The organism is Stenotrophomonas sp. YJH_SMC_17, from assembly GCF_059371655.1.
This window is the reverse complement of sequence record NZ_JCAFUU010000004.1, coordinates 253,891-279,977: the sequence shown is the minus strand read 5'-3', so window position 1 is coordinate 279,977 and position 26,087 is coordinate 253,891. Positions and strand designations below refer to the sequence as shown.

The 26,087-nt window shown below is 67.3% G+C and carries 16 protein-coding genes; 11 read left to right on the top strand and 5 right to left on the bottom strand.

Features of this window, described 5'->3' with window-relative positions:
* The first annotated feature begins 182 nt into the window (after positions 1–182).
* Both AC5P8Z_RS13955 and AC5P8Z_RS13950 read left to right on the top strand, forming a co-directional pair.
* On the top strand, positions 183–1,379 hold the full coding sequence (locus AC5P8Z_RS13955) for a substrate-binding domain-containing protein (protein WP_286068546.1): 1,197 nt from the start codon (positions 183–185) through the stop codon (positions 1,377–1,379).
* Positions 1,380–1,583: 204 nt separating this feature from the next.
* The gene (locus tag AC5P8Z_RS13950) at positions 1,584–13,976 is read left to right on the top strand and encodes a filamentous hemagglutinin family protein (protein WP_495229312.1); all 12,393 of its coding nucleotides are present in this window, start codon (positions 1,584–1,586) and stop codon (positions 13,974–13,976) included.
* 274 nt (positions 13,977–14,250) lie between these two features.
* Here AC5P8Z_RS13950 and AC5P8Z_RS13945 read toward each other — a convergent pair whose 3' ends face one another.
* The 3 genes from AC5P8Z_RS13945 to gspH are packed head-to-tail and all read right to left on the bottom strand — an operon-like array spanning position 14,251 to position 15,667.
* Positions 14,251–14,865 (bottom strand): prepilin-type N-terminal cleavage/methylation domain-containing protein, encoded by a 615-nt coding sequence (locus tag AC5P8Z_RS13945; protein ID WP_495229311.1) that lies wholly within the window; start codon positions 14,863–14,865, stop codon positions 14,251–14,253.
* Positions 14,862–15,224, bottom strand: coding sequence for a type II secretion system minor pseudopilin GspI (gene gspI, locus AC5P8Z_RS13940; protein ID WP_286068543.1), 363 nt, complete (start codon positions 15,222–15,224; stop codon positions 14,862–14,864). Before gspI ends, AC5P8Z_RS13945 begins: the two co-directional genes overlap by 4 nt.
* Positions 15,221–15,667, bottom strand: coding sequence for a type II secretion system minor pseudopilin GspH (gspH, locus tag AC5P8Z_RS13935; protein ID WP_286068542.1), 447 nt, complete (start codon positions 15,665–15,667; stop codon positions 15,221–15,223). Before gspH ends, gspI begins: the two co-directional genes overlap by 4 nt.
* A gap of 103 nt (positions 15,668–15,770) precedes the next feature.
* On the opposite strand from gspH, the gene AC5P8Z_RS13930 reads away from it, so the two are divergent.
* The gene (locus tag AC5P8Z_RS13930) at positions 15,771–16,232 is read left to right on the top strand and encodes a general secretion pathway protein (protein ID WP_286068541.1); all 462 of its coding nucleotides are present in this window, start codon (positions 15,771–15,773) and stop codon (positions 16,230–16,232) included.
* Between the two features lie 90 nt (positions 16,233–16,322).
* On the opposite strand, the gene AC5P8Z_RS13925 is transcribed toward AC5P8Z_RS13930, so the two are convergent.
* Positions 16,323–16,658, bottom strand: a complete 336-nt coding sequence (locus AC5P8Z_RS13925) for a hypothetical protein (RefSeq protein ID WP_286072035.1) — start codon at positions 16,656–16,658, stop codon at positions 16,323–16,325.
* A 201-nt stretch (positions 16,659–16,859) separates the two neighbouring features.
* Here AC5P8Z_RS13925 and AC5P8Z_RS13920 point away from each other — a divergent pair, with 201 nt between their 5' ends.
* From AC5P8Z_RS13920 to AC5P8Z_RS13895, 6 genes are all read left to right on the top strand, one after another.
* Complete coding sequence (locus tag AC5P8Z_RS13920) at positions 16,860–18,476, top strand: ShlB/FhaC/HecB family hemolysin secretion/activation protein (protein WP_495229310.1); 1,617 nt, start codon at positions 16,860–16,862, stop codon at positions 18,474–18,476.
* A 38-nt stretch (positions 18,477–18,514) separates the two neighbouring features.
* Positions 18,515–20,299 carry a DUF2341 domain-containing protein gene (locus AC5P8Z_RS13915; RefSeq protein ID WP_495229309.1) on the top strand — a complete coding sequence of 595 codons (1,785 nt, stop codon included), beginning with the start codon at positions 18,515–18,517 and terminating at the stop codon, positions 20,297–20,299.
* A 10-nt stretch (positions 20,300–20,309) separates the two neighbouring features.
* Positions 20,310–20,723 (top strand): ExbD/TolR family protein, encoded by a 414-nt coding sequence (locus AC5P8Z_RS13910; RefSeq protein WP_005409874.1) that lies wholly within the window; start codon positions 20,310–20,312, stop codon positions 20,721–20,723.
* Between the two features lie 39 nt (positions 20,724–20,762).
* The gene (gene tolA, locus AC5P8Z_RS13905) at positions 20,763–21,428 is read left to right on the top strand and encodes a cell envelope integrity protein TolA (protein ID WP_286068536.1); all 666 of its coding nucleotides are present in this window, start codon (positions 20,763–20,765) and stop codon (positions 21,426–21,428) included.
* Positions 21,429–21,470: 42 nt separating this feature from the next.
* A complete protein-coding gene (locus tag AC5P8Z_RS13900; RefSeq protein ID WP_495229308.1) occupies positions 21,471–23,216 on the top strand; it encodes a putative porin in 1,746 nt (581 codons plus the stop codon).
* Positions 23,217–23,314: 98 nt separating this feature from the next.
* Positions 23,315–23,644: a hypothetical protein gene (locus AC5P8Z_RS13895; protein WP_286068534.1), complete on the top strand. Its 330-nt coding sequence runs from the start codon at positions 23,315–23,317 to the stop codon at positions 23,642–23,644.
* A 94-nt stretch (positions 23,645–23,738) separates the two neighbouring features.
* Here the strand turns inward: AC5P8Z_RS13895 and AC5P8Z_RS13890 are convergent, their stop codons facing one another.
* Positions 23,739–24,137 (bottom strand): OsmC family protein, encoded by a 399-nt coding sequence (locus AC5P8Z_RS13890; RefSeq protein WP_286068533.1) that lies wholly within the window; start codon positions 24,135–24,137, stop codon positions 23,739–23,741.
* 277 nt (positions 24,138–24,414) lie between these two features.
* On the opposite strand from AC5P8Z_RS13890, the gene AC5P8Z_RS13885 reads away from it, so the two are divergent.
* On the top strand, positions 24,415–24,918 hold the full coding sequence (locus AC5P8Z_RS13885) for an RNA polymerase sigma factor (protein WP_286068532.1): 504 nt from the start codon (positions 24,415–24,417) through the stop codon (positions 24,916–24,918).
* Positions 24,919–25,000: 82 nt separating this feature from the next.
* Entirely contained in the window at positions 25,001–25,957 is a 957-nt protein-coding gene (locus AC5P8Z_RS13880) for a FecR family protein (RefSeq protein ID WP_495229307.1), read from the top strand.
* The last annotated feature ends 130 nt before the right edge of the window (positions 25,958–26,087 follow it).

Sequence of the window (26,087 nt, the reverse complement as noted above, 5' to 3'; positions counted from 1 at the left end):
CACACAATCCTCCACACCTTTTTTCGATCTTCCACAGGTTTCTTAAGCGGCCTGTCATCGGTGCGGACCAGCATGGACACGTCGCCGCAGAGTGGGCTGGGAGGCCCTCGGCGGCAGCAGGCGTGTAGTGACCGTTCCTCCCTTGGCGTTTCCCTTCGCAGTAAACCCTTCAGGAGAAGATCATGAACAAGTACAAGACCCTGGCCGCGCTGGTTGCTACCGCGCTGCTGGCCACTGCTGGTGCCGCTTCGGCCCAGACCGCCGTCACCGGCGGCGGCGCTTCGCTGCCGGCCGACCTGTACAAGGGCCAGGCCGACAGCATCCTGCCGGCCAACTTCAGCTATGCCGTGACCGGTTCGGGCACTGGCAAGAAGGCCTTCCTGGAAAACAATTCGGCGCTGTTCTCCACCACCGGCACCGTGCACTTCGCCGGTAGCGATTCGGTGCTGAACAGCACCGAGCTGAGCACCTACAACAGCACCTACAACGTGTCCGGCGACGCCAACCGCTATGGCGCACTGGTGCAGATCCCGTCGGTCGCCACCTCGGTCACCATTCCGTTCAACAAGGCCGGTTCGGCGGTTGACCTGTCGGTCACCCAGATCTGCGGCATCTTCTCCGGCAAGATCAACAACTGGAGCCAGCTGGCGGGCCTGGGCCGTACCGGCGCCATCCAGGTCGTCTACCGCGGCGAAAGCAGCGGCACCAGCGAACTGCTGACCCGCTTCCTGACCAGCGCCTGCCAGCCGGCTGACGTGTCGGGTACCAACCTGAAGCTGACCAACGGCGTGCCGGCATTCTCGGTGCAGTCGACCTTCGCCAACCTGTTCACCAGCGTGCCGTCGAACTTCATCGCTGCCCCGGCCACCGGTGGCACCGCGCTGTACAACGCCGTCTATGCCGTTGACGGCCGCGTCGGCTATGTCGGTCCGGACGTGATCCCGAGCCTGACCGATGCCACCAAGATCGCCAAGGTCAAGGGCTTCTCGCCGGATGAAGTGAGTGTGCAGGCCACGCTGGAAACCGCTGCGCCGCCGACCGGTGCCGCCGCCGAGAACCCGGCGAACTGGGTGCCGGTGTTCGGCAACCCGAACGCGGGCTATCCGATTGCCGGTTACACCAACTTCGTGTTCGGCCAGTGCTACAAGAATGGCACTGTGGGCGCCAACGTGCGTGCCTTCCTGGCACGTCACTACGGCAGTGTCGTCGATGCCAATGGCGTCGAGAAGGGTCCGAACGACGACGCAATCCGCGCGCACAAGTTCATTCCGCTGACCAAGACCTGGCGTGATGCGGTCCGTACCCGCTTCGCCACCGCCAGCAATGCCGGTGCGGTGAACAATCCGAGCACCTGCTCGGGCATCGGTCGTCCGCTGTAACTGCCATTGCTTCTGTAGTTGCAGGAGATGCACAAGGGCGCCGGCAGCAATGCCGGCGCCTTCTGCGTATGTCCGCTGCATGACCGGGATGTGCCTGTCGTCTTCACGCCGCCGCCACCGTCTATGAGGTGCAGGGCGTGTCTCGCGCAGGCCCATCCGTACACGCCGCCGCCAGCGCGGCCCATCAGGTTGACGAGGTCCCCGATGTCGCACCCGCATTCGCCCGCCGCCCGCTTCCCTGCCGCCCTGTGGCGCAGCCACCCGATGGCCTGGGCCGTCGCCGTGGCCTTGGGCAGCATGGTGGCCCCGGCCAGCCAGGCCCAGCAGGCATTCAGCCCCGGCTGGTTTGCCGAGCGCGGTGCGGCGCAGGGTGCGGCGGCACAGAGCGGGCGCATGCCCAACGGCGTGCCCATCCAGTTCCAGCTGCCCGCACAGCAGCAGGATGCGGCGCGGCAGAAACTGCAGCAGTCCATCGACAACCTCGGCACGGCCGCGCAGGCCATCGCCCTGCAGCAGCGCCTGCAGGAGCAGGCACGGCAGGCGCGCCGCGAGGCGGGCTTCGTTGTGGCCGATGGCCTGGGCAAGGATGGCCTGAAGGTCGACGAGAATCCGCTGACCCGTGGCTGGATCAACGCCCGTGAGGCCATCCAGTCGCAGACCACCGAGGGGCGGGTGCTGGTCAACATCGAGCAGACCGCCGACCAGGCGATCCTGAACTGGGAAACCTTCAACATTGGTGGCAACACCACGCTGAACTTCCTGCAGAACCCCGACTGGGCCGTGTTGAACCGGGTCAATGATCCTGCCGCAAGGCCCAGCCAGATTCTCGGCCAGCTGAAGGCCGATGGCACGGTGTTCGTGGCCAACCGCAACGGTGTGCTATTCGGCAACAACAGCCAGGTCAATGTCCGCAACCTGGTCGCGGCGGCGGCGCGCATCAGCGATGTGCAGTTCCGCGAGCAGGGCCTGTACAGTGCCGACGCGAACACCTCGGCGCTGACCGACGCCGTGGGCAAGGTCATGGTTGAACGCGGTGCGCGCATCACCACGCACGAACCGACCACGGCGACACGGGGCGGCGGCTACGTGCTGCTGGCTGGCCACAGCGTGGAAAACGCGGGCCAGATTGAAACCCGCAAGGGGCAGGCCCAGCTGGCCGCCGGTGACAGTTTCGTGATCCGTCGCGGCGTGGGCACGGCGCAGAACACTGCATCGACCACCCGTGGCAACGAGATCGCGCCGCGCTTCGTCGCTGACAGCACGGCTGGCAGCGTTCGCAACAGTGGCCTGATCCAGGCGCGCGAAGGCGATGTCACGCTGGCCGGCCGCACCGTCGAGCAGGCTGGAGTGGCCGTTGCGACCACCTCATTGAACCAGCGCGGTACGGTGCACCTGTTGAACTCGGCGTCCGATGCGGCCGGCAGCGTGACCCTGGCTGCCGGCTCGACCACGGCAGTACTGCTGGAAGACGATGGCAAGAGCACGGCGCTGGACAGCCAGCGCAACGCGCTCATCAAGGAATCGGCCGAGCAGGACAAGCTTCGCGGTGCCAGCAACAGTGGCACCTTCGATAATCTCTCGCGCCTGCAGGACCGCCGCGAGCAATCGCGCATCGAAGTCGTCTCCGGCGGCGATGTGAACTTCCAGGCCGGCTCGCTGGCAGTGGCCACCGGCGGCCAGGTGATCGCCGACGCCAGCCGGCGCAGCTATCTGGACGATGGCGCGCGCGTGGACGTCTCCGGTGCGGTGGGTGTGCAGGTGGCGATGGAAAGCAACAACGTCAAGGTGAAGGTGCAGGGCAACGAGCTGCGCGACTCGCCGGACAATCGTGACAGTGGCAGGCTGATCAGCAGCGAGGTGTGGATCGACCGCCGCCAGTTGACCGAAGTTGCCGCCGGTACCGGTGGCTACGAAGGCACGCGCTGGTATGCCGGCGGCGGCCTGCTGGAAGTGGGTGGCTACCTGGACAATCAGGGGCATTCGATCAGCGAATGGGCAGCGCAGGGCGGCACCGTCCAGTTGGCAGGCAAGGAAGTCGTCAGTCACGCCGGTTCGCGCATCAATCTGGCCGGTGGCAGCCTGGATGTGCAGTCCGGCGTGGTGCAGCAGAGCTGGCTGCGTGGCCGCGATGGCCAGTTGTACCGCCTTGACGATGCGCCGGCGGAGATGCTGTACGACGGCCTGTACCAGGGCTATGAACTGAAGCAGGAACGTTGGGGGGTGACCGAATCGTTCCGCAATCCGCTGGTTGCCCCGGGCCAGCGCTTCGACAATGGCTACACCGTGGGACGCGATGCTGGCCGCCTGTTGATCTCGGCGCCCACGGCCGTCCTAGACGGCCAGGTGGATACGGTGGCCTTCCAGGGCGCACAGCAGACGCGCCGGCCCGATCAGGGGCAGGACGGCTATGCGCAGGCACAGACGGCGGCGGCCCGCAACGCCCAGCTGTGGCTCGGGCGTTTTGACAACAGCGGGCGCAGCGCGGTGTTCGACTCGAATGTCCGCATTGGAGCGCTCAAGGCCGACCCCCGGCCGTGGACGCTGCAGGCGCCGGTCGGGGACGCACAGCGCAATACCGTGTGGCTGGACAGTGAGGTGCTGAGCGCGCAGCGATGGGGGCAGGTGGACCTCGCGTCGGCCGGCCGTATCGATCTCGATGGCACGCTCAGGTTGCAGGAGGGCGGCCGGCTTGGGCTCACCGCAAGCCGCGTCAGCTTCGGTGGAACGGTGCAGATTGCCGGCGGGCAGGTGGAAGCCGGAAATCTGCTTGCGGCGCTTGGCGGGCCCACGGCATTGCTGACGTCCGGACGTGGTGCGGTGGATGTCGCGGCCGGCGCGCGGATCGATCTTGGCGGTGGCTGGAGCAACGCGCTTGCAGCGCCGGAGGGCGGTCCCGTACAGGCGTGGATCGACGGCGGACAGGTGCGCTTCAACAGCAGCCACGATATCGGCGTGGGCGAGGGAGCAGCGATTCTGGTTGATGCCGGCGGTGCGATCGATGCCAACGGCAAGGGGCGAGTCGGCAAGGGCGGCAGCGTCAGTCTGCTCGCAGCCAGCACCGAGGTCGCCACCGACGGCAGCGGCCGGCTGGGCTTCGGCGAGGGCGCGCGCTTCAGCGCGCTCGGCAATGGCAGCGGCAACTTCATATTGGCAACCGGCGGTGCGGTGTCCATCGGCGCGCCCGGCACGGAAGCATCGGCAGCCTCGCTGCGATTGCAGGCAGCGCTGTTCAACAGCGGCTTCGCCGGCTATGACATCGCCGGTCACAACGGTTTGACGGTTGAAGAGGGCACCCCGCTGCAGGTGCAACGTCCCGCGCTGCGCTTGGCCGACGGCGCAGGGCAGGCTCTGGTCCGCGAGCAGGGCGTGCAGGCCTGGATGCCACCGTTGTACGAGGCCGATCCGAGCAGTGGTCGCGTGTCGCAGCGTGGCGGCGCGAGCCTGACACTGCGCGCGGGGCATCTGCTGTCCACGGCCGACCTGCGCGTTGGCAAGGGGGCCAGGATCGAGGTCGACCCGGGCCAGTCGATCGAACTGTCCAGCGCCGGCAACCTGAGCGTGGCCGGTCATCTGAAGGCAGCCGGCGGCCGCATCCGCCTGGATGAGTCATTTGATCCATCCGGTGTACGTGGTGATGCACGCCGCGAGCGTCAGTGGACGATCGCCGATGGCGCGCTGTTGGACGTGAGTGGCGATACCGTTTCGCTGCGCGACGCGCGCGGGACGTTGCGCGGGCAGGTGCGCAAGGGCGGAACGATCGAGATCGGGGGCGCGCTGGACTGGGAAGACCAGGACAACGTACGCCACCTGCCACCCGATACCTTCGTGGTGGTGGAGCGTGGGGCGCGGCTGGATGCCTCCGGTGCATCGGCGCTGCTCGATATCGATGGCAGCGGGCGCACCCGCGTGGACAGCGATGGCGGCAGCATCGTGCTGCGCAGCGGCAATGCCTTGTACCTGCAGGGTGAACTGGACGCAGCGGCCGGCGGCGACGGCGCGCGCGGCGGCACCCTGGGGGTTGCCTTCGGTGGCGGCACCTACGGCAGGACGGCAAACGGCAAGGACGTGTTGGCACCGCGCGTGATCTCACTGACCCAGCACGCCGCGCAGACGGCGGACCTGCCTGCGCGCCTCGAGTACGGCCATGCCGGACTGTCGGTGGAGCAGATCGAGGCCGGTGGTTTCGATCATCTGGCCCTGTTCGGTGACGTCCGTGCGCAGGGGGATGTCAATCTGCGCATGGACCAGAGCCTGCGCATCCAGGGCTTGAGCGAGCGTTACCTCGGCTTCGTCCCGGGTGGCAGCGAGGGCGGTCACCTGCAACTGGCCGCGGCGTATGTCCGCCTTGCGCAGGGCCGCTGGTGGCAACCGGCCGGCGAAGGCACGTTGCGCCCGCTGGAGGCGCCCCTCGACGCCGGCCGGCAGCATCGCCTGGAGGTGGGCGCCGATCTGATCGACCTGCGTGATGTGACCTGGCTGGCGGGCTTTGATCAGGTCGCGCTGCGCAGCCGCGGTGACATCCGCTTGCTGGCCCCGGTCGCCAGCAGTTCGCTGGTCTCCACGCTGGCAAGCCCGGGTTCCATCGACATCAGCGCCGCACGCCTGTACCCGGCAGCCCGGGCCAAGGGACGCATCGTGGCCGGCGTCCCCGACATCGGACCTTCAGGCGAGCCGTTCTGGCAGAACCCCGACGCCGTGCTGCGCATTCATGGCATTGCAGGCGGCGCGCAACCGGCACCGGACTCTGCGTTCGGCAGCCTGGAGCTGGTGGCGGCGACGGTGGTGCAGGGCGGCAATGTGCAGGTGCCGTGGGGCCATGTGCAGCTCGGCGGCCGGAAGTTCAACGCCGATGTGGCCGGCCGCGTCGACCTGCTTGCAGGCAGTGTGACGTCGGTGAGCGGAGCGGGCCTGCAGCTGCCGTTTGGCGGCACCGTGGATGGTGTGGGCTGGCGCCGCAACGGTGCCGACTTCGATGTGCTGGGCCCCGGCTCGAACAACATCCCGATCGGTATCGACATCGTGGCCAACGCCTTCAATGGCGTGGCGGGCAGCGTGCTGGACGTGTCCGGCAGCGGTGAACTGTCCGGCGCTGCATTCGTGGCCGGGCGGGGCGGTTCGGTGGACGTCCTGCGGCATGCGCTGGCGGATGCGAACCCGCGCTACCGTTTCAGCGACAGTGACAATGCGGTCTACGCGATCATGCCCGGACGCTCGGGCACGGAGGCGCCGCAGGCGCTCGCTGACGGCAGCACCGATCCGCGCGTTGGCCAGCAGATTGTCATCCCTGCCGGGGTTCCCGGCCTGCCCGCGGGAACCTACACGCTGCTGCCGGCCAGCTACGCACTGCAGAAGGGCGCATTCCGTGTCGAAGTCGGGACTGAAAGCGCCGTCGGCAGCCGACAGCCAGTGGCGACCGGCACCGGCTCCTGGCGCGTCAGTGGACACCAGGCGCAGAGCCTGGGGGGTGGAGTCTCACCGCTGCTCACTGATCTGGTGCTGACGTCGGCGGATGTGGTGCGCCGCCATGCCAGCTACAACGAGAGCTCCTACAGCGCGTTCGTACAGGGCGTGGCCGAGCGGCGTGGTGAAGCGCTGCGCTGGCGGCCAACGGATGCCGGCAACCTCAACCTGGTGCTGGGTGATGGCGCCGGACGTTCGAGCGTGCCAGCCGCGACCTTCCAGGGCGTGTCACGCTTCAACGCCGGCAGCAATGACGGACGGGGCGGCACGCTTTCGGTCAATCTGCTCGCTTCCAATGAGGCGATGCTGGAGATTGCTACCCAGGGCGGTAGTACCGGCAGCGGCAGCGGTGCCACCCTGTTCGATTCGGCGCTCAATGCGTTCCGCCCGGAAACGATGCTGATCGGCGGCGTGCTGCGACGTGACGCGACGACTTATTCGCTGGAGGGCAGCGCGCAGCACATCGTGGTGCGCAACGGCGTCACCCTGACGGCGCAGGAGGTGCTGTTGTCGGCTGCGTTCGGGGGCAAGGGGATCCTGGTCGAGCAGGGCGCTTCGATCAATACCTTGGCCGGAGCCGATCCCTCGCGCGTGGCTCAGCCCACGGTGCCCTATCTGGTGTCGGGCGGCCTGCTTGCCGTGTCCAACCAGCGCTTGACGGCGCTCAGTGCGCAGGGCGGCAGTGCCGCCGGTCCGGTGGCGATCGACATCGGCGGATGCGAGGTGGACTGCAATGGCCAGACCCGGTTGCTGTCGGCAGGCAGCATCAATGTGGTCACCGACGGCGCCTTGAACATTGGCGACGCGGTGAGCTATGGCACGCGCCAGCTCGGCCTGGGCATGTCGGCCCTCAACCTCGGTAGTGCCGAAGCCATTGCGGCAGCAACGGCGGCTGGTGGCCTGCCGGCCGGCATGACCATGAACCAGGAGGTGCTGCAGCGGTTGCTGCGCGGAAACACCGCCACCGGCGCGCCGGCGCTGGAGGCGCTCAGCCTGACTGCGCGCGATGCCATCAACGTCTTCGGCAGCGTGGACCTGGACACTCGTGAGGGCGCAACCGGTCGCAGCAGCCTGCGCAGCCTGGTGCTGGGCGCACCGGCCATTCACGGCTACGGCAGCGCTACCGATCGCGCGCGCATCTTCGCCGATACGCTGGTCTGGGACGGTACGCTGGCCGGCACCGCATTGGCCGGCGGTGAGCAGACCCAACCGGCCGGCGAGGCGATGGTGGGGCGGCTGGGCCAAGGGCAGCTGGAGATCAGTACGCGGGTGCTGGAGCTGGGGCGTGCGCCCTTCACCCGGCCCAGCTCGTCGGTGGCCGCGGATCGCCAGGTGCTCGGCTTCGCCGGCGTTACGCTGGCGGCGTCGGATCGCATGCTGTTCTCCGGCAAGGGCAGCCTGGACGTCTTCCAGCGCCAGGGCGACTACGTGGCAGGCAGCGGCTGGCAGTTCAGTGGCGGCGCGCTGGATATCGTCACCCCGCTGCTGACCGGCAACGCGGGTGCGCAGCTGGCCATCCGCAATGGCGGAACGGTGCAGCTGCGCGGTGCTGCGGCGACCACGGGCAGCGATGCGTTGGGTGCAGCGTTGTCGATCACGGCCGAACGGATCGGCATCGACAGCCGGGTGGCGCTGGCGTCCGGCCGGTTCGAAGCCAATGCCCGCCAGGGCTTGACGCTTGGCAGCAACGCGGTGCTGGACATGGCCGGCCGCAAGGTCAGCCTGTTCGACGTGGACAAGTACAGCTGGGGCGGCGACGTGGCGCTGACGAGCCGCGAAGGTGACATCGTTGCCGACGCCGGGTCGCGTATCGATCTTTCCGCCCGTAACAACCGCGGCGGCCGCTTGACCGTTGCAGCGCTGGGCCCACAGGGCGGCCGTGTCGATCTGGCCGGGACCCTGCTGGGCGGCGCCGGCGGTCGCTACGACGCCGGTGGAACCGAAGTGCCTTACGACGGCGGCGAGCTGGTGGTGCGTGCACGCCAGTTGCAGGACTTCTCCGGCCTGAACACTCGGCTTACCGCCGGCGGCATCACCGGTGGCCGGACCTTCCAGTTGAGCGAAGGCGACCTGGTGATCGGCGATGAAGTGAAGGCACGCAACGTTGATATCAGCGTCGATGGCGGCAGCCTGCAGGTCAAGGGCCGCATCGATGCCAGTGGCGAACAGGTCGGCAGCATCCGCCTGTCGGCCCGCGATGTGCTGCGTATCGATGGCACATTGGATGCGCATGGCAGCGGCCTGCGCGTGGACAGCTATGGCAAGATCATCGACAGCCCGAACCGGGCCATGATTGAACTGACCTCGGCCAACGACAGTCTGCAGCTGGGTGCCGCTGCCTCGATGGACCTGCGCGCCGGCACGTCGGTGGCGACCGGTAGCGGCCCGGGCCAGAACGACGGCCGCGCGCGCGGCAGCGTCAAGCTCAACGTGCCCCGCATGGGCAGCAACGATGCAGCAATCGAAGTGGCCAGCGGTATCCGCATTGCCGGCGCCGGCGACCTCCAGGTCAACGCCTTCCGCAGCTACGATTCGGCGCCGCTGGCCAGCGCTCCAGACGTGCACGGCCATCGTCCGCAGGTGATCAACCAGCAATGGCTGGATACGGTGGTGGACCCGGACAACAGCCTGTGGATGAACGCCGCGCTGGCCAATACGGGATTGCAGCAGCGCACCGCCGCCCTGGGCAGTTACCGCCTGCGCCCCGGCGTGCAGCTGGTGGCGCGGAGCAGCACTGACAATCCGCGTGGCGACATGGTGGTGGCCGGTGATATCGATCTGTCCGGCTACCGCTACGGACCGCAGTCGAACCGGACTGATCCAGCGCGCCGTGGCTTCGGTGAATCGGCCGCGCTGGTACTGCGCGCCGAGGGCGATATCAACGTCTACGGCAGCATCAACGACGGTTTTGCGCCGCCGCCTGCCAACCCGGACGAGGACGGCTGGGTGCTGCTGGAAGGGCGGAGCGCGGGCTCGCCGAACACCGCATTTGGTGGCGACCTGATCGTGCCCGGCGAGGGCGTCAAGCTTCAGATCGGCACTGAGTTCCGCGCCGGTGCGACACTGAATTACGACCTGCCGTTCCAGGCGCTGACCTTGCCGTCGGGTACGGTGCTGCCGGTGGCCATGACACTGTCGGCAGAGCTCACGCTGCCCGCCGGCAGTGTGTTGGGGGCGGCGGTGACCACCGATGGCGGCCAGGTGCTGGCAGCAGGCACCGTGCTGGCCCAGGCGCTCACCCTTCAGGCAGGCGCACGGCTGGGCGCCGGCTTCCGCCTGCGCAATCCGGCACCGGTGGCGGCCCAGGTCTGGCCTGCCGGAGTGGCGTTGCCGATGGTGATGCGGCTCTCCGGCGCGCTGGATCTGCACGCCGGTGCCATCATCCCCTCGATGACCAGGGTGGAACTGGCCGGCGACGCTCCGGTGAAGCTGCGAGTGGCCGACGCCAGCGGCCGACAGGGGCGCAATTGGGCGTTGGCCTCGATGCTGCCAGAAGGGACCACGTCATGGGACCTGACTGCGGTGGCCGGTGCAGATACAGCGTCTGCCGATCCGCGCACGCGTCGCTGGGGCAGTGACGGCAGCATCGTGCTCGCCGACAGCCACTACAGCACCATCGGTACGGTGACCACCACAACGGAATGGAAAGGCGATCGTGTCGTCAACCTGGAAGGTTCGCTGTTCTGGTGGGGGGACGACAGTCTGGTCGGCAAGTCGCCCCGGGAGGCGGCTGAAATGCTGGGTGTCGCCGAAGGTGACATCTGTGAACTGGGACCGTTCTGCGGCGCGGCGCCGCGCCTGGTGGACAAGGAAGGTTCGCTGATGTGGTGGGGGGATGAGTCCTGGGTCGGCAGGCCTGCATCGGAACTTGGCGCCGAGATGGGCATGTCAGAGGAAGATATCTGTGCAGTCACCGGCTACTGCTACGGCGGCGGTACGCTTACCGAAGTCACCACCTACGGCAAGCGCCTGGGCTCGCCGGCCTGGAGCGTGTTGCGTACAGGCAAGGGAGACCTGGCGCTGCTGGCGGCGCAGGACGTGCGCATGAAATCCGGCTTCGGTGTCTACACCGCAGGTACGCCCACCCATCTGGGTGATGGCAGTGATCCGCGCTTCAACGCGGCGCGTGCGCCGAAGCCGGAGAACACCTTGCTGCTTGGTTCGAGCCAGGCCTCCGGGGCCTACGACGCGGCCCTCGCCAGCTATCAGGCGTGGTATCCGGACCAGGGCGGCAATCTGCGCATCGAGGCGGGGCGCGACATCATCGGCGATACATGGAGCTTCCGCGCGGAATCGGGTACGGTCCAGCGCGACCAGGCTGGCCACTCAAGCGCAGCGGTGGGCAACTGGTTGTGGCGGCAGGGATCGGGCACCACCGGCGGTGTCGTGCAGACGCCGACCAGTTGGTGGATCAATTTCGGAACCTACAGCACGGTGAGGCCTGAACTGGATGCAACCCCCCGCCTGGTGGGCTTTACCGGGTTCGGGACGTTGGGGGGCGGCAATCTGAGCCTGGACGCAGGCCGCCATATGGGCATGCTGGACAGCATGGGCAACGCGCTGGGATACGAGATCTCGCCGCATTCGAGTGCGCTTTCGGTCGCGGTCGGATCAACCGGGCGCGTGGTCGACGGCCAGTTGCATGTCACCGGCGGTGGTGACATGGCCCTGCGCAGCGGGGGGGCACTGAATCCGGGCCTGCGTGCCAGCAGTCGTGGCAGCACATCGGATCAGCAGGACCTGGACGTCAATGGCGTGCTGACCAATATTCGTGGCAATACCCGCATCGACGCTGCGCGCATTGGAGGCCTCAGTGCAGTCCAGGCCAGCTATGGGCAACTGGGCCTGAAGGATCCGCTGGTGGCCGACAGCCCGGTTGCGATGGCCGGACCGGTGCTGGTGCTGGGCGACTCAACCGCGCAGTTGCAGGCACGCGGCGACGTGGTGCTGGGTAGTGCCGCCGATCCAGGCCGGGTTCCCTTGGCCAACTTCAACACGATCGTGCTGGATGATGGCAGCCGCGCGTCTGGCACGAGCTGGTTCTCGCTATGGACGCCGCGCACCGCGCTGGACCTGTTCTCCGCCGGCGGGAACCTGTCGCCGGGCCTGGTGGGCACGCAGCATGCTAGCGGCAGCAATCAGGCAAGGGAGGTGGTCGAAAACAACGCCAGTAATGGCGACATCTATCTCAACTACTGGTTGTATCCCTCCCGGTTCACCGCCATTGCAGCCTCCGGCAACATCAATCTCGCCAATCTGCGCAGCGGCAGTGTGCCTGATGCCCAGGACGTCATCCTGCTGGCGCCCTCGGCGTCGGGACGGCTGGAGGTGTTGGCGGGAGGATCGATCCTGGCCGCCAACCGAGCGACACAGATCGCGCGCTCCAGCAGTGATGCCCGCATCCCTGGTCCGTTCGATCCCGGCTTCATCGCGCAGGGGCCCGGAAACGCGGGAACGGTGCGCAGCAATGTATCCGTCGATGGGAACGCCGCCAGCCCTGGCACCGTGCTGCCGTATTTCGCGTTCGGTCCCAATACCGCGCTTGGTGCGTCGTTGCCGGCTACGCCGACGGCGGTCAGCCGGTTCTATGCCGTGGCCGGCGATATCATCGGGCTGGGCAGCGGCAGCAGGCGGCAGCTCTCGCGCAATGGCCAGAATGGCGGACGTACCGTATTTGACTGGCTTGAGGCGGGCTCGGCGGTACGGCTGCGCGCCGGCCGCGATGTCATCAGCGCCGATGTCACCGCGCTCAACACCCGCGGAACCGATATCAGCGGGATCGAGGCGGGCCGGGACATCATCCGCAGCAATCTGACGGTGGCCGGCCCGGGCAATGTCGAGGTCAGCGCCGGTCGCCAGCTGCGCCAGGAAGAGGCGGGAAGCATCGTCAGCCTGGGCGGCATCGTGCAGGGCGATACGCGCCCGGGCGCAAGCATTGCCTTGACGGCGGGCAATCAGGCCATTGATTTCGATGCACTGCGCACGCGCTACCTGGATCCGGCCAACCTCGCCGATGCCTCGCAGTCGCTGGCATCGCAGCCCGGCAAGGCAGTGAAGATCTACGACAAGGAGTTGAAGCAATGGCTGCAGCAGCGCTTCGGTTCGGTTGTCGAGGGTGCCGAGGCCCTGGCGGCCTTCGACCGGCTGCCGAAGGAACAGCAGCGCATCTTCCTGCGCCAGGTCTACTACGCCGAACTGCGTGAAGGCGGCCGCGAGTACACCGATGCCGAAGGCCCGCGTTTCGGTTCGTACCTCCGTGGGCGCGAGGCGATCGCCACGCTGATGCCGGACAAGGATGCTGCCGGAACGGCCATCGACCGCACCGGCGACATCGTGATGTACGGCGGTTCGGGCGTGCGTACCGAAGCCGGCGGCAACATCGAGCTGATGGTGCCGGGCGGACAGATCGTGGTGGGTGTACAGGGCGTGGTGCCACCGGCCAGTGCCGGGCTGGTGACCCAAGGGCAGGGTGACATCCGCCTGTTCAGCCAGGACAGCGTGCTGCTCGGGCTGTCGCGGGTGATGACAACGTTCGGTGGAGACATACTGGCCTGGTCGGAGCAGGGTGACATCAATGCCGGTCGTGGGTCGCAGACTACGTTGTTGTACACGCCACCGCGGCGCGTCTATGACGGCTGGGGCAACGTGATCCTGTCGCCGCAGGCCCCGGCCAACGGTGCAGGCATCGCAACGTTGAACCCGATTGCCGAAGTGCCGCCGGGCGACGTCGACCTGATCGCGCCGTTGGGAACCATCGATGCGGGCGAGGCTGGCATCCGGGTGTCGGGCAACATCAACCTTGCTGCGCTGCAGGTACTCAACGCCGCCAACATCCAGGTACAGGGCGAAAGCAAGGGCCTGCCGGTGCTGGCCACGGTGAACGTCAACGCGCTGGCCTCGGCCAGTGCAGCGGCCAACAGCGCCAGCCAGGCCGCACAGGACGTGATGCGCAAGAGCCAGGATGATGCGCGGCGCAACCAGCCCTCAGTGATCAGTGTGCAGATCCTCGGCTTCGGCAGCGGCACCAGCAGCATCAACCCGCCGGCGCGTGGCAACACTGCCAACGCTGCCTATGACGCCAACAGTGCCTTCCAGTTCCCGCAGGCAAGTCGCGACGAGGGCACGCAGCGCCGGTAGCCCGCTTGCAACCGTGCCGACCAACGGTCGGCACCCAGCTGAACTGCAGGAACGGACAGCATCGGGCCAGCTGCCACGGAGCGGTGGCGGCCCCAGCCAGAACGGCACGGAGGGCAGGGAGCCGCCATCAGCGGTGAGGACCACCGACACGGCGCCGCCGGGTGCAGGAGCGCGCCCGGCGGCAGGCGCGACGCGCGAATGCGTCACGGTAGATGCCGACCTTGGTCGCCAGTAGATCCACGCCATGCGTGGATGCGTTGCCTTGGGAAGCAGCCTAAAGCTCCAGCACCCGCCGGTAATTCAACGGCCCACCTCCGTCGCGCAGGCCCAGCCGCAGTTCAAGGCCGGTGGCCGGCATTACCTCGCCCTCGCTCGGCAACACGGCCCATCCCGTTCCTGGCTGCCAGGCCCGCACCTCGAACCGCTGCACCCCGCGCGCCACAGCGATGCCCTTCGACAGTTCCGCCGCCGGCAACGGGTACTGGTCCGTAGCCGTACCACTGGCCCGCCACAGCGTATCGCCTTGCCGCCACCAGCGTACCCGTTGCCAGTGCAGCCCGTCGCTGCCGACACTGCGGGTGATCTCCAGCGAGAAGCTCCCATCCGGGCGCCGCTCGCTTACCAGCGAAGGAGGCAGCAGCCGCTGCGGTTGATCGGCCGGCCGCACTGCACCATTCATCAATGCATCGTCTGCCCGCATTTCGATATCACGCTGGAACTGCTGCAGCACGCGCAGCGCCGTCATGGTCTCGGCGTCGGCCTGGCGCAGGCGCTGGTCGCTGTTGGTCACGCTGTCGAGCGCCCGCCAGCAGATCAGTGCCAGTACGCCCATGATGGTGATCGCAATCATCACCTCGATCAGGGTGAAACCACGCACGGCGCGCGTCATTGCGCAGCCGTCCATGGCAACTGCATCCGCGCCAGCGACTGCCGAGGAGCATCCTCGGCAACCACACTCAGTTCCAACTGCGGCTGGCCGTCGCTGCCGGTGCCCAGATGCTGAAGCACCAGGAAGCTGCTGCGCCCCTGCACGCAGCGCTGCCGGGCATGCTGCGGTGCCTGCCCGCTCAAGCGCAGTTCCTGCCAGCGGTCCTGTACACATATCAGTGCCAGGCGACGGTCACGCAGCCGTGACTGATCGTCGGTCGCCACTGCCACCGAGCGCATCACCGCCGCCAGTGCAATCGATACGATCGCCAATGCGATCAGCACTTCGATCAGGGTGAATCCGCGTGCCGCCTGCTTCATTGCACGACCTGCAACTGTCCGCTGCCATCATCACGAAGACGCAGTGTGCGACCTTCCAGCGACAATCCAAGCTCCCAGGCGATGCCGATCCACTCCGGGCTCAGCTCAACAGGGCTGGCGGGCTGCACCGCAATGCCCGTTGCCTGCCACTTCTGCGGACGCAACAGATCATCGCGTTCAACGGTCACCCACCCGCTGCCTTCGCGTCGGCTGAAGCGATAGCCGGTGGCGTCGGCCTGCCAACGCAGGGGGCGGCCATCGATGCGCGCCTCATCGCGCGCCACCTGCAGGCGCTGCGCCAACCGCTCGGCTTCCTGTCGCAGCTGCCGGCCCGGGTCGAGCAGGCTGCCCAGGCCCAGCCCGATTCCGGCCGTGCAGATGCCGATGATCACCAGCACCACCATCAGTTCCAGCAGGGTGAAACCACGCGGCATGCGCTGCATCGACGTTGCCTCCTGTGCTGGCCGATGCCTCCCAGCCTAGGCGTGCATGATGAAACAAAAGCGTCAGCGGCAGCTGCTAGCGTGGGCGGGGACGAACGTGGCGATGGTGCGGAACATGGATGGCAGGCGCTGGGATCGCAATCGCATACTGACCCTGCTGGCGGCAACGCTGCTGCTGGCCGTGGTGGCCTACTGGGGCGTCACTCTGTCTGCGGTAGCGCCCGTGGCGGCCGCCAGCGAAGCGCATGCCGATGCGCCGGCAAGGCCGATGTTCGATGCGGCGGCCACCCTGCCGCTTGTACGGCTGCTGTCTCCCGGGGCAGTGCAGACGGAGGTGGTCGTACTGGGCGTGATGGCCGGTGACCATGCGCCATTGGCCCTGCTCTCGGTGGATGGGCGCCCGGCGGAAGCGTATGCGCCCGGCCAACGGCTCGGACCCTGCACGGTGCTGGCCAGCATCAGTGCCAGTGCGGTCGAATTGAACCAGGCCGGGCAATCGCGCAGCCTGCCGGTGCCTGAGCTGCCGCCGTTGCCAAGCGATGGCATCGTGCCGGTTGCACTGTAGAGCCGAGCCTACGCTCGGCTGCTCCTGCGCGGCATCGCCGATGAATGCAAAGACAGCCGAGCATGGGCTCGGCTCTACAAGGGCGCAGGCTCAGCGCGCCGGACGCTGCGGTACCACCGAACGACCAAAGGCATCGCCCATGCGCTGTCGCGTGCCTTCCAGGTTGTACTGCATCAGCTGGTTGCCGGGCTGCCGCATCAGCCGTTCGGCCTCGGAGAGTGCCGGTGATTTCGCCGCTTTCGATGCCGGCGCAAGTTTGCGCTGCAGGCAGTCCCACGCCGGAATGCGCTCGCCATTGACCTGTACTTCGATGCAGGGCGCGGTGTCTTCCTGCTTCTTCGTCTCGACAGCGCGCACCGGGGGCAACACCAGCAACAGCGCAAGGATGAGGGCAGCGCGCAGGCCCGCCATCAACGATTCACGCATCCCGGATCTCCCGCAGCAATCGACGTTCTGCAATGAAGACGCGTGGCAAAGGCAGGATCCGCCTGCATGCGTTGCCGCGCTCTCAAAAGATGACAGTGCTGTCACAAAACTGTTGGCGGCTTTGACGCGACGTACACGTCCTGTTGGTAGACCCACGCGCCGCTCCCTGGCCACTCCCTTCGATACGACGCGATGCCTTCGATGAATGCTGTTCCGTGCCGAGCCGTCCGCCTTCCCTTGCGCCTGCATCCACTGGTGCTGGCCCTGGCGGCGATGCCGCTGCCATTGTTAGCGCAGGAGGCGGCGCCTGCGCCCAGCGTGAACATCAATGAATACATCGTGCGCGGCAACACCGTGCTCGATCCGCGCCAGATCGAGCGCGCGGTGGAGCCGTTCCTCGGCCCGGGCAAGACCCTGGCCGATGTCGAGAAGGCACGCGATGCTGTCAATGCGCTGTACCAGCAGGCGGGCTACCAGTCGGTCTACGTGGAGCTTCCCGAGCAGCAGGTCAGTGGTGGCGTGGTGCTGCTGAAGGTGCAGCAGACACCGATCGGCCAGCTGCGGGTCGCGGGAACGAAGCACGAATCGCCAGAGCGCATCCGCCAACGCGTGCCGGCACTTGCCGAGGGCAAGGTGCCGGACTTCGACCAGGCGCAGAAGGAACTGACTGCGCTGAATGAAGGCGGGCGCCGCCAGGTGATGCCGCTGGTTCGCGAGGGCCAGGTGCCAGGCACGATGGATGTGGACCTGCAGGTCGAAGAGAAGTCGCCGTGGCGAGCCAGCGCGTCACTCAACAACGACCACAGCGCCGACACCGAGAAGCTGCGCCTGAGCGCGTCGCTGGCGTACGACAACCTGTGGAAGCGGGGGCACAGCGCCAACATCGGCGTCTATCTTGCGCCGGAAGATACCAGGCAGGCCAAGGTGTTCTCGGCCTCGTACATGGCGCCGTTTGAAGGCACGCCATGGAGCCTGGAAGCGTCCGGCTATAAATCCGACAGCCGCGTGCTCAATGCGGGCAGTCAGGTCGGTACCGGCACCGGCACCAATGTGATTGGCAACGGCCATTCGATCGGCCTCAAGCTCAACTACCGCCTGGCAGGCAGCAGCCAGTGGTGGCGCCAGCTCGGCCTCGGCGTGGATTTCAAGGACACCGAGGAAGACACGCAGATGGGCAAGGAGAGCCTGAAGACGCCGCTGAAGTACGCACCGATCACCCTGACCTTCGTCGGCGTACGCCAGGGCGAGCAGGACCAGTTGAGCATCAACACCCAGCTGGTGGCCGGCACCCGCCGCCTGTTCGGGTATGGCAGCGATGCCACCGCATTCGGCCAGAAGCGCTACTGGGCCGATCCGAGTTTCGTGGCGTTCAAGGCCGACGTGGCGAACACCCACACCTTCGGCAATGACTGGCAATGGTATGCGCGCGGCTCGCTGCAGGTGACCGATGCGCCGCTGGTGTCGGCCGAGCAGTTCGCCGCCGGTGGCATGTACACCGTGCGTGGCTATCTGTCGGCAGAGGCGATCGGCGACTACGGCGGCCTGGCGAGCCTGGAATGGCGCACCCCGGCGTGGTCGCCGTGGAACGGCACCGACTTGCGTGCCTACACCTTTGCCGATGCGGCCTATCTGCGTCTGCGCCAGCCGCTGCCCGAACAGCGTGACAAGTACAACCTGGCATCGGTCGGCCTGGGCGCGCAGCTGCGCCTCGGCGAACACCTGCAACTGCGCCTGGACTACGCCTGGCCCTACGCCGATGGCCCGGTCACGCGCAAGGACGACCCGCGGCTGCATTTCAACATCAGCACCAGCTACTGACCCTTTCCTTGAACATGCGTTCCCCGGAGACCCTTCGCATGGACCGTTTGCTTTCCCGAGTGTTGCTGCTGCTGGCCGCGCTGGTTGCGTTGCCCGCCGCTGCGGCCGATGCCAATTGGTGGCAGGCCGAATGGAAGTACCGCAAGCCGATCACCGTCGACGCTGGCCCGCAGGGCGCTGGCCTGACCGGCGACCCGGGCCGCACGCCGCTGCTGCTGCGCCTGCATACCGGCAACTTCGGTTTCGATGGTACCCAGGATGCGGGCAACGACCTGCGTTTCGTCTCGGGTGATGGCCGCACCGTGCTGGCCCACCAGATCGAACAGTTCGATCCCAAGCTTGGCCTGGCCCTGGTCTGGGTGGATGTACCGGCGGTCAGCGCCGCAGCACCGCAGACCATCTGGATGTACTACGGCAACGAGAAGGCGCCGGCCAGCGGCAACGGTCAGCAGGTGTTCGACCCGGACTACACGCTGGTCTACCACTTTGCCGAGGCCAATGCGCCGGCACGCGACACCACCGCCTATGGAAACAACGCCGGGGCCGTGGCACCGCCGTTGGAAGGCTCGGTGATCGGCCGCGGCGTTCAGTTGGGCGCAGCCCCGCTGCTGCTGCCCGCAAGCGCTTCGCTGGCGCAGGAAGCGGGCGCACCGCTGACCGTCTCGGCCTGGATCAAGCCGGGCAGCAACAACGCCGCACAGGCGATCTACGCACGCCGCGATGGCGCTTCCGAGCTGGTGCTGGGCATCGAGAACCGTGTGCCGTTCGTGCAGCTCAATGGCCAGCGTAGCACGCCAGCGCAGCCGATACCGGAAGGGCAGTGGGCACATGTGGCACTCACCGCCGAGAAGGGAGCAGTGCAGCTGTACCTCAACGGTCGCGTGGTCGCGCAGTTGAGTGGTGAGTTGCCGGCACTGCGCACCGCGCCGGTGGTGGGCGCCGATGCGCCGGGTGCAGCGCAGCCGCTGGCCAATTTCGAGGGCGCACTGGATGAGCTGCGCATCTCGCGCGTGGCACGTCCCGCGGCGCTGCTGCTGGCCGATGCCACCGCACAGGGGGCCGACTCGCGCCTGATCAGCTACGGTGCCGACGAGCAGTCCGCCGGTCAGAGCCACTTCGCCTTCATCCTGAAGGCCATGCCGTTCGACGCCTGGGTGGTGGTGGCGATCCTCGGCCTGATGATGCTGCTGTCGTGGGCCATCATGATCGCCAAGGGGCGTCACTTCGGCCGCACCAGCAAGGCCAACGCGATGTTCACCGAGAGCTTCGGCAAGCTGTCCGGCGTGCCGCTGCGTACCCTGTCCGACATGGACCGCCAGGGCAAGGCGCCGACCGCGATGCACGACGGCTCGCTGTGGCGGATCTACCAGGTGGCCATCGATGAAATGCAGCAGCGGCACCAGCGCGACGGCAACAGTGGCTACCTGAGCGGCGCGACCATCGCCGCCATCCGTGCCTCGATGGATGCGGTGATGGTGCGGGAGCAGGAGGCAATGGCGCGGCGCATGAACTGGCTGTCGACCACGATTGAGGGCGCGCCGTATGTGGGCCTGTTCGGTACCGTGATCGGCATCATGCTGGTGTTCGTGGTGGCAGCGATGGCCGGCGCGGTGGACATCAACTCGGTGGCACCGGGCATGGCCGCGGCGCTGCTGTGTACGGCGGCTGGCCTCGGCGTCGCGATTCCAGCGCTGTTCGGCTACAACTACCTGGGGGCACGTGCCGAGGCGATCAGCGCCGACATGGCGGTGTTCATCGACGAGTTCGCCGCACGCCTGGCCGAAGAGCAGGACGGGCGCGGCCCGTCCACGGTCCAGGGCTGAGGGGCGCGCCATGGGCCAGAAGGCGAAGTTCGGCATCAAGAAGCGCGAGAAGGGCATCAACGTGACGCCCTTCGTCGACGTGCTGCTGGTGGTGCTGGTGATCTTCATCCTGACCAGCAACGCCTCCATCCCCGGCATCGAGGTGAACCTGCCGAAGGCCAGCAACAGCGTGGCGCTGGAGAAGCCGAAGACCAAGGCGATCACTATCGACCCCAGTGGCCAGGTGTTCCTGGATGCCTACCCGGTGACGATGGCCGAGCTGGAAGACCGCCTGCGCACCGAGCGCGCGACCACGCCGGATTTCCCGGTGATCGTGCGGGGTGATGCGCAGGTCCAGTACGCGCGCGTGGTCGAGGTGCTGGACCTGCTGCGGCGGCTGGAGCTGGCCCAGGTCGGGCTGGTCACCGGCAAGGCGCAGGGCTGAGGCATGACGGCCCATCAACCCCCTCGGCTGGAGCCCGGCATGCGCGGCCGCCAGCTGTTGGTGACCGTCGCGCTGGTGCTGGCTGCGCTGCTGGTGCTTGGCTTTGCCGTGTGGTGGCTGCTGTTCAAGGACACCGCCAGCACCCGCCGGCCGGTGGTGCAGCCGCCGATGCTGGCGCTGCCACCACCCCCTCCGCCGCCGCCACCGCCGCCGGAAAAGCCACCCGAGCCGGAGACGCCACCGGAAGAGGCGATGCCAGAGCCGGAACCTCTGGATCAACCGACGCCGGCTGAAGAGCCGACGCCAACGCCGGACAACGCCGACCCGGTAACGATGAATGCTGATGCGCAGGCCGGCGGTGACAACTTCGGCATCCAGTCGGGCAGTGGCGGCGGCGCGTCCGGCGTCGGCCGCGGTGGTGCCGGCAACGCCACCTACGGGCGCTACCTCGGCTATCTGATGCAGCAGGCAATCTCGCGCGACGACAAGGTCAAGCGACTGGCGTTCCAGCTGCAGGTGAACGTGTGGCTGGCCAACGATGGACGCCTGGAGAAGGTCGAGCTGGTGCGCGGCAGTGGCAACGAAGAAGCCGATGCGGCCGTGCTTGATGCGTTGCGTCGCATCGGCAAGGTCGATCAGGCACCGCCGCCGTCGCTCGATTTCCCTGCCCGCGTGCTGATCCAGGGCCGCCGTCCCGGCGCCTGATCCCCGACTTCCGTGATTTCCCTCCCTTGGATGAGAACCGTGATGAACGACCACGACCGCGCACGAATCGATCCCCGCCGCCCGCGGCCGGCCCGACGGGCGCTGCTGTGCTGCGCCGTGCTGCTCAGCCTGGCCGCCCCGGCGGGGGCGATGGCCGCCGAAACCACCATGGTCAAGCTGATCAAGGGCCTGATCGCCAGCGGTGCGCTGAAGCCGGAAGACGGCCAGGCGCTGCTGGTGCAGGCCGAGGCTGAAGCAGCGGCCGCATCGCGCACCGCGACCGCCGCACCTTCGGCCGCCAGCGGTGGCGTGCCCTTGGAGGCCGGCGACGTGCGCGTGCCGTACGTGCCGCAGAGCGTGCGCGACGGCATTCGTGACGAAGTACGCCAGGATGTGATGGCGCAGGCCAGGTCCGAGGGCTGGGCGGCACCGAACGAAGTGGCTGAGTGGACCAAGCGCATCAAGGTCACCGGTGACATGCGCGTGCGCAGCGAGTCGCGCTTCTACTCCGAGCGCAACAGCGACATCGTGAGCAACTGGTCGTCGATCAACGCCGGCAATGGCTTTGACACCAACACCAACACCAACCTGCAGTTGCCGCCCCTGCTGAACACCCGCCAGGACCGTCGCAACCTGTGGCGCATCCGTGCCCGCCTCGGCATCGAGGCCACCATCGGCCAGCACACCACGGCCGGCGTGCGCCTGGCAAGCGGCAGCAGCAATGGCCCGGTGTCGACCACCGAGCAGCTGGGGGGTGGCCTGAGCAAGAAGGACGTGTGGCTGGACCAGGCGTGGCTGGCCTACAGCCCGGCTGACTGGGTAACGGTGCGCGGTGGTCGCTTCGGCAATCCGTTCTGGACCAGCGACACGCTGTTCTCCAATGACCTGAACTTCGACGGTCTGGCCGCCAACCTGAAGTACGGCTTCGACGGCGGTGATCTCGATGTGTTCGGCAACCTTGCGGTGGTGCCGCTGGAGTACACCTCCGACAACGCACCCAGCCAGAGCCAGATCAAGACCCCGAACGAGAACAAGTGGCTGTCCGGCGCACAGGTGGGTGTGAGCTGGCGCTTCAACGATGACAATGCACTGCGTGCGGCGCTGGGTTACTACGACTTCAAGAACATCAGCGGCCGTCTGTCGTCGCCGTGTGCGCTGTACGCCGGCGCAGTCGGCTGTGACACCGACTGGTCGCGCCCGGTGTTCATGCAGAAGGGCAACACCCTGATGCTGATCCGCGACATCGCGCGCAATCCGCTGGACCCCGCCAACACGCCGACCCCGCAGTACGTCGGCCTGGCTTCGGCATTCCGCCTGGCCACGCTGAACCTGCGCTGGGATACGCAACTGGCCCAGGGCATTGGCCTGCGCCTGGATGGCGACTACATCCGCAACCTCGCTTACGACAAGCAGGCCATGTTCAGTCGCGCCAACAACGGCATCGTCAACAACTACGGCGCTGGCGGTACCGCCAGCATCGATACCTTCCGCAGTGGTGACACGGCATGGATGGTGCAGGCCACCTTCGGCGCCACCGACCTCAAGGAGAAGGGCCAGTGGCAGGCGCTGCTGGGCTACAAGCACATCGAGGCCGATGCGCTGCCGGACGCCTACAACGATCCGAACTTCCACCTCGGCGGCACCAACGCCCGCGGCTACTACATGGGCGGCGCCTACGCGCTGGACGCGCGCAGCTGGATCAGCGGCAAGTGGATGGCGGCCAAGGAAGTGTCTGGTGCACCGCTGTCGATTGATGTGTTCCAGCTGGAGTTCAACACCGGGTTCTGAGTGGCGGGCGTGATGCGGGTCACGTCGTGCGTGGCGGGGGCGCAGCGATGCGCCCGTCTAGGGAAAGGAGACCACGCGTTGTTCAAAAGGAGGAGTGGATGAGCCGTCGCAAGCTGTTCGAGAGTCCCGAATCGTCCAGCCAGGTGCTGGGTGTTGGACCGGCCTATGTTTCAGTGGAGGGCCTGCGCCAGCACCTGGCGGAGTTCCTGCTGTATGCGGGCCGGCCGGTTGTGATCATGCGCGGACGCAGCGAAGTGGGCTATTTCCTGCCGGCGCGCTGCTGGCGCCAGCGTGACGACGATCCGCTGGCGGCGGCTGCCGCCGACCAGCTGCTGGACGCGGCCGGTTTCCAGGCCGAGGACATCCAGCAGGTGGAGCAGGAATTCAACGCCATGCGCCAGCGCACCGTGCTGCATTCGCGGCGCTGAGCGGAATGTGGAGCCGAGCCCACGCTCGGCCGCATGCTGCGGAGCCGAGCATGGGCTCGGCTCTACAGTAGATCCACGCCATGCATCGATGGGGTTACGCTGCAGCCCCGCGCTCACTGGTGATGCGTGCACCCTCACGCATCACCAGCGTCACCGGTGTTTTCTCCACCACCTCCAGCAACCGCTGCCACTGCGCATCGCTCAGCTCGGCGCCGGCATGCAGCACGCGGTGGACGTGGAAGCGTCCATCCTCGTCACGGTCCGAACGCAGCTCGGCATGGAACTCGCCCAGCTCCCAACCCTTGCGCTGCGCGTACATGCGCAGGGTGATGGCAGTGCAGGCCGCCAACGACGCCAGGTACAGGTCGAACGGCGCAAAACCCTTGCCCTGGCCGCCCAGTGAGGCGGGCTCGTCCGCCTCCACATCGAAGCTGCCATTACTGATGTGGTGCAGGTAGTCGTCGGCGGTCGAAACAATGCGTGCGTAGGCCATCGGGATCTCCTTTTGTGTGTAGGGCCGAGTCATGTTCGGCCAATCCCACCGCAGCGTCGAGCCATGCTCGCAGGCCAGTGCGCGTGTTGATCGATTACCTCGCTGAGTGTTTCGAGGCGTTGGACGAGCCGTAGGCCGCCATCCACGCATGGCGCGGATCTGCCCTGCATGGATCATGTGCGGGGCGGCGGCTTGCCGCCTGCGGCCCGGCAGCCCACAATCCACGTCCGGACCGTCGCCATCACGCCCATCATTCCCCGGTCCGGCCTTGGCACCTATGTCTCCCAATGCCCTGGCGCTGGTCGAACTGCTGATCCGCGAGCGCCGTGCGCTGTCTCGCTTCATCGCGCGCTACCTCGACCCGGCCAGTACCGAGGACACGCTGCAGAACCTGTACCTGAAGGCCAGCAGCGTACCCGGCGATCCACCCATCCTGGAGCCGCGTGGCTATCTGTACCGGATGGCCTATCACCACGCGCTCAACCGCAGCCAGGCCGACGCCCGCGAGCGGCGCGCCATGGCGGAGTACGTCACCGACATGGCTGATTCAGGCCACGACGGTGAGGCGCAGGCGCTGGACCAGGCGCAGCTGCGCGAGATTGCCCAGACCATCCTCGCGCTGCCAACGCAGGTACGCGAATGCTTCGTGCTCAACCGGTATCTGGGCCTGAGTGAACGCGAGATCGCCACCCGCCTCGGCATCTCCAAGAGCGTGGTGGGCAAATACGTGCTGCGCGCGGCGCTGCTGATCCAGCAGCACCAGCAGGGAACACGCCGATGAGCTGCGATTGCCGTGGGCAGATCGCGCCCGCCGTTGTCACAACAGGAAAGCGCACCCGTTCGCGGTGCGGCAGGCCACAACCATGATCACGTCCGAACCCTCGCCGCGTCAGGCCAGGCAGGCCTTGCGCTGGGTGATACGGTGCAGTGCAGGCCCGCTGCCCGGACGCCAGCACCGAACCCTGCAGCGCTGGCTGCGGGCCGATCCGCAGCATGTGCTGGCCTGGCGCCAGCAGCAGGCATTCTGGCGGGGGCTGGATGCCGCCGGGCCGGAGGTGCTGGCCGCGCTGCCCGAACTGACCGAAGATCGCCAAGGGCTGCGCGCGATCGCGCCACGACGCCGACTGCCGTGGCTGCTGGCCAGTGCTGCCGTCGTTGTCCTGATGGTTGCCGCTGCGCCGCACGCGCTGTTGCTGGCACGCAGCGATCTGCGCAGCAGCGAAGCGCCGCGCGTGGTGCAGCTGGAGGACGGCAGCACGGCGGTGCTGGATGCAGGCACCGCGCTGGCAGTTGCATTCAATGGCCACCAGCGGCAGCTGCGCCTGCTGCGCGGCCAGGCGTGGTTCCGGGTGACGCACGAGGCGCGGCCGTTCCAGGTCGAGGCTGCTGGCGGCCAGATCCGCGATATCGGCACGGCCTTCAGCGTGTCCCTGCAGGACGGCATGGTCACAACGGAAGTGAGCGAGGGCGTGGTTGATGTGCGGCCCGGCGCTGGCAACGTGCAGCGGCTCTACGCAGGCCAGGCACGAAGCTTCCGTGACGGTCTCTGGGTGCAGCCGGCACGCCGGGCCGACCCCGAGGCCCTGGCGCCCTGGCGCCGCGGTGAAGTGGCGATCGACAATCTGCCTGCTGCCGAGGCCATCGCCGACCTGGCGCGTTACCGCCGCGCTCCGGTGTGGGTGCTCGGCGGGCAGGCGGCGCAGGTGCGGGTGAGTGGCCTGTTCCACCTGCAGCAACCGGACACCGCCATCGATGCCGTGGCTGCGCAGGCGGGACTGCGTGTGCAGCGCTTGCCGGGCGGCGCCATGGTGCTGTGGTGACGCGGCTTCGGCGCATGGACGAACCGGCCAGATGAAAAAAACATGAAAGAACCGTGGGCAGTCACTGTGCCCCGTTGTCTATAGAGGTATAGCCAGAGCGAAACACCGTTTCTCCTCAAGCCAGACACGC

What these genes read in the sequence shown, in the direction of transcription:
- AC5P8Z_RS13955 (WP_286068546.1), top strand. Translation starts at nt 183, where the DNA reads ATGAACAAGTACAAGACCCTGGCCGCGCTGGTTGCTACCGCGCTGCTG.
- AC5P8Z_RS13950 (WP_495229312.1), top strand. Translation starts at nt 1,584, where the DNA reads ATGTCGCACCCGCATTCGCCCGCCGCCCGCTTCCCTGCCGCCCTGTGG.
- AC5P8Z_RS13945 (WP_495229311.1), bottom strand. Translation starts at nt 14,865, where the DNA reads ATGACGCGCGCCGTGCGTGGTTTCACCCTGATCGAGGTGATGATTGCG.
- gspI (WP_286068543.1), bottom strand. Translation starts at nt 15,224, where the DNA reads ATGAAGCAGGCGGCACGCGGATTCACCCTGATCGAAGTGCTGATCGCA.
- gspH (WP_286068542.1), bottom strand. Translation starts at nt 15,667, where the DNA reads ATGCAGCGCATGCCGCGTGGTTTCACCCTGCTGGAACTGATGGTGGTG.
- AC5P8Z_RS13930 (WP_286068541.1), top strand. Translation starts at nt 15,771, where the DNA reads ATGGTGCGGAACATGGATGGCAGGCGCTGGGATCGCAATCGCATACTG.
- AC5P8Z_RS13925 (WP_286072035.1), bottom strand. Translation starts at nt 16,658, where the DNA reads ATGCGTGAATCGTTGATGGCGGGCCTGCGCGCTGCCCTCATCCTTGCG.
- AC5P8Z_RS13920 (WP_495229310.1), top strand. Translation starts at nt 16,860, where the DNA reads ATGAATGCTGTTCCGTGCCGAGCCGTCCGCCTTCCCTTGCGCCTGCAT.
- AC5P8Z_RS13915 (WP_495229309.1), top strand. Translation starts at nt 18,515, where the DNA reads ATGGACCGTTTGCTTTCCCGAGTGTTGCTGCTGCTGGCCGCGCTGGTT.
- AC5P8Z_RS13910 (WP_005409874.1), top strand. Translation starts at nt 20,310, where the DNA reads ATGGGCCAGAAGGCGAAGTTCGGCATCAAGAAGCGCGAGAAGGGCATC.
- tolA (WP_286068536.1), top strand. Translation starts at nt 20,763, where the DNA reads ATGCGCGGCCGCCAGCTGTTGGTGACCGTCGCGCTGGTGCTGGCTGCG.
- AC5P8Z_RS13900 (WP_495229308.1), top strand. Translation starts at nt 21,471, where the DNA reads ATGAACGACCACGACCGCGCACGAATCGATCCCCGCCGCCCGCGGCCG.
- AC5P8Z_RS13895 (WP_286068534.1), top strand. Translation starts at nt 23,315, where the DNA reads ATGAGCCGTCGCAAGCTGTTCGAGAGTCCCGAATCGTCCAGCCAGGTG.
- AC5P8Z_RS13890 (WP_286068533.1), bottom strand. Translation starts at nt 24,137, where the DNA reads ATGGCCTACGCACGCATTGTTTCGACCGCCGACGACTACCTGCACCAC.
- AC5P8Z_RS13885 (WP_286068532.1), top strand. Translation starts at nt 24,415, where the DNA reads ATGTCTCCCAATGCCCTGGCGCTGGTCGAACTGCTGATCCGCGAGCGC.
- AC5P8Z_RS13880 (WP_495229307.1), top strand. Translation starts at nt 25,001, where the DNA reads ATGATCACGTCCGAACCCTCGCCGCGTCAGGCCAGGCAGGCCTTGCGC.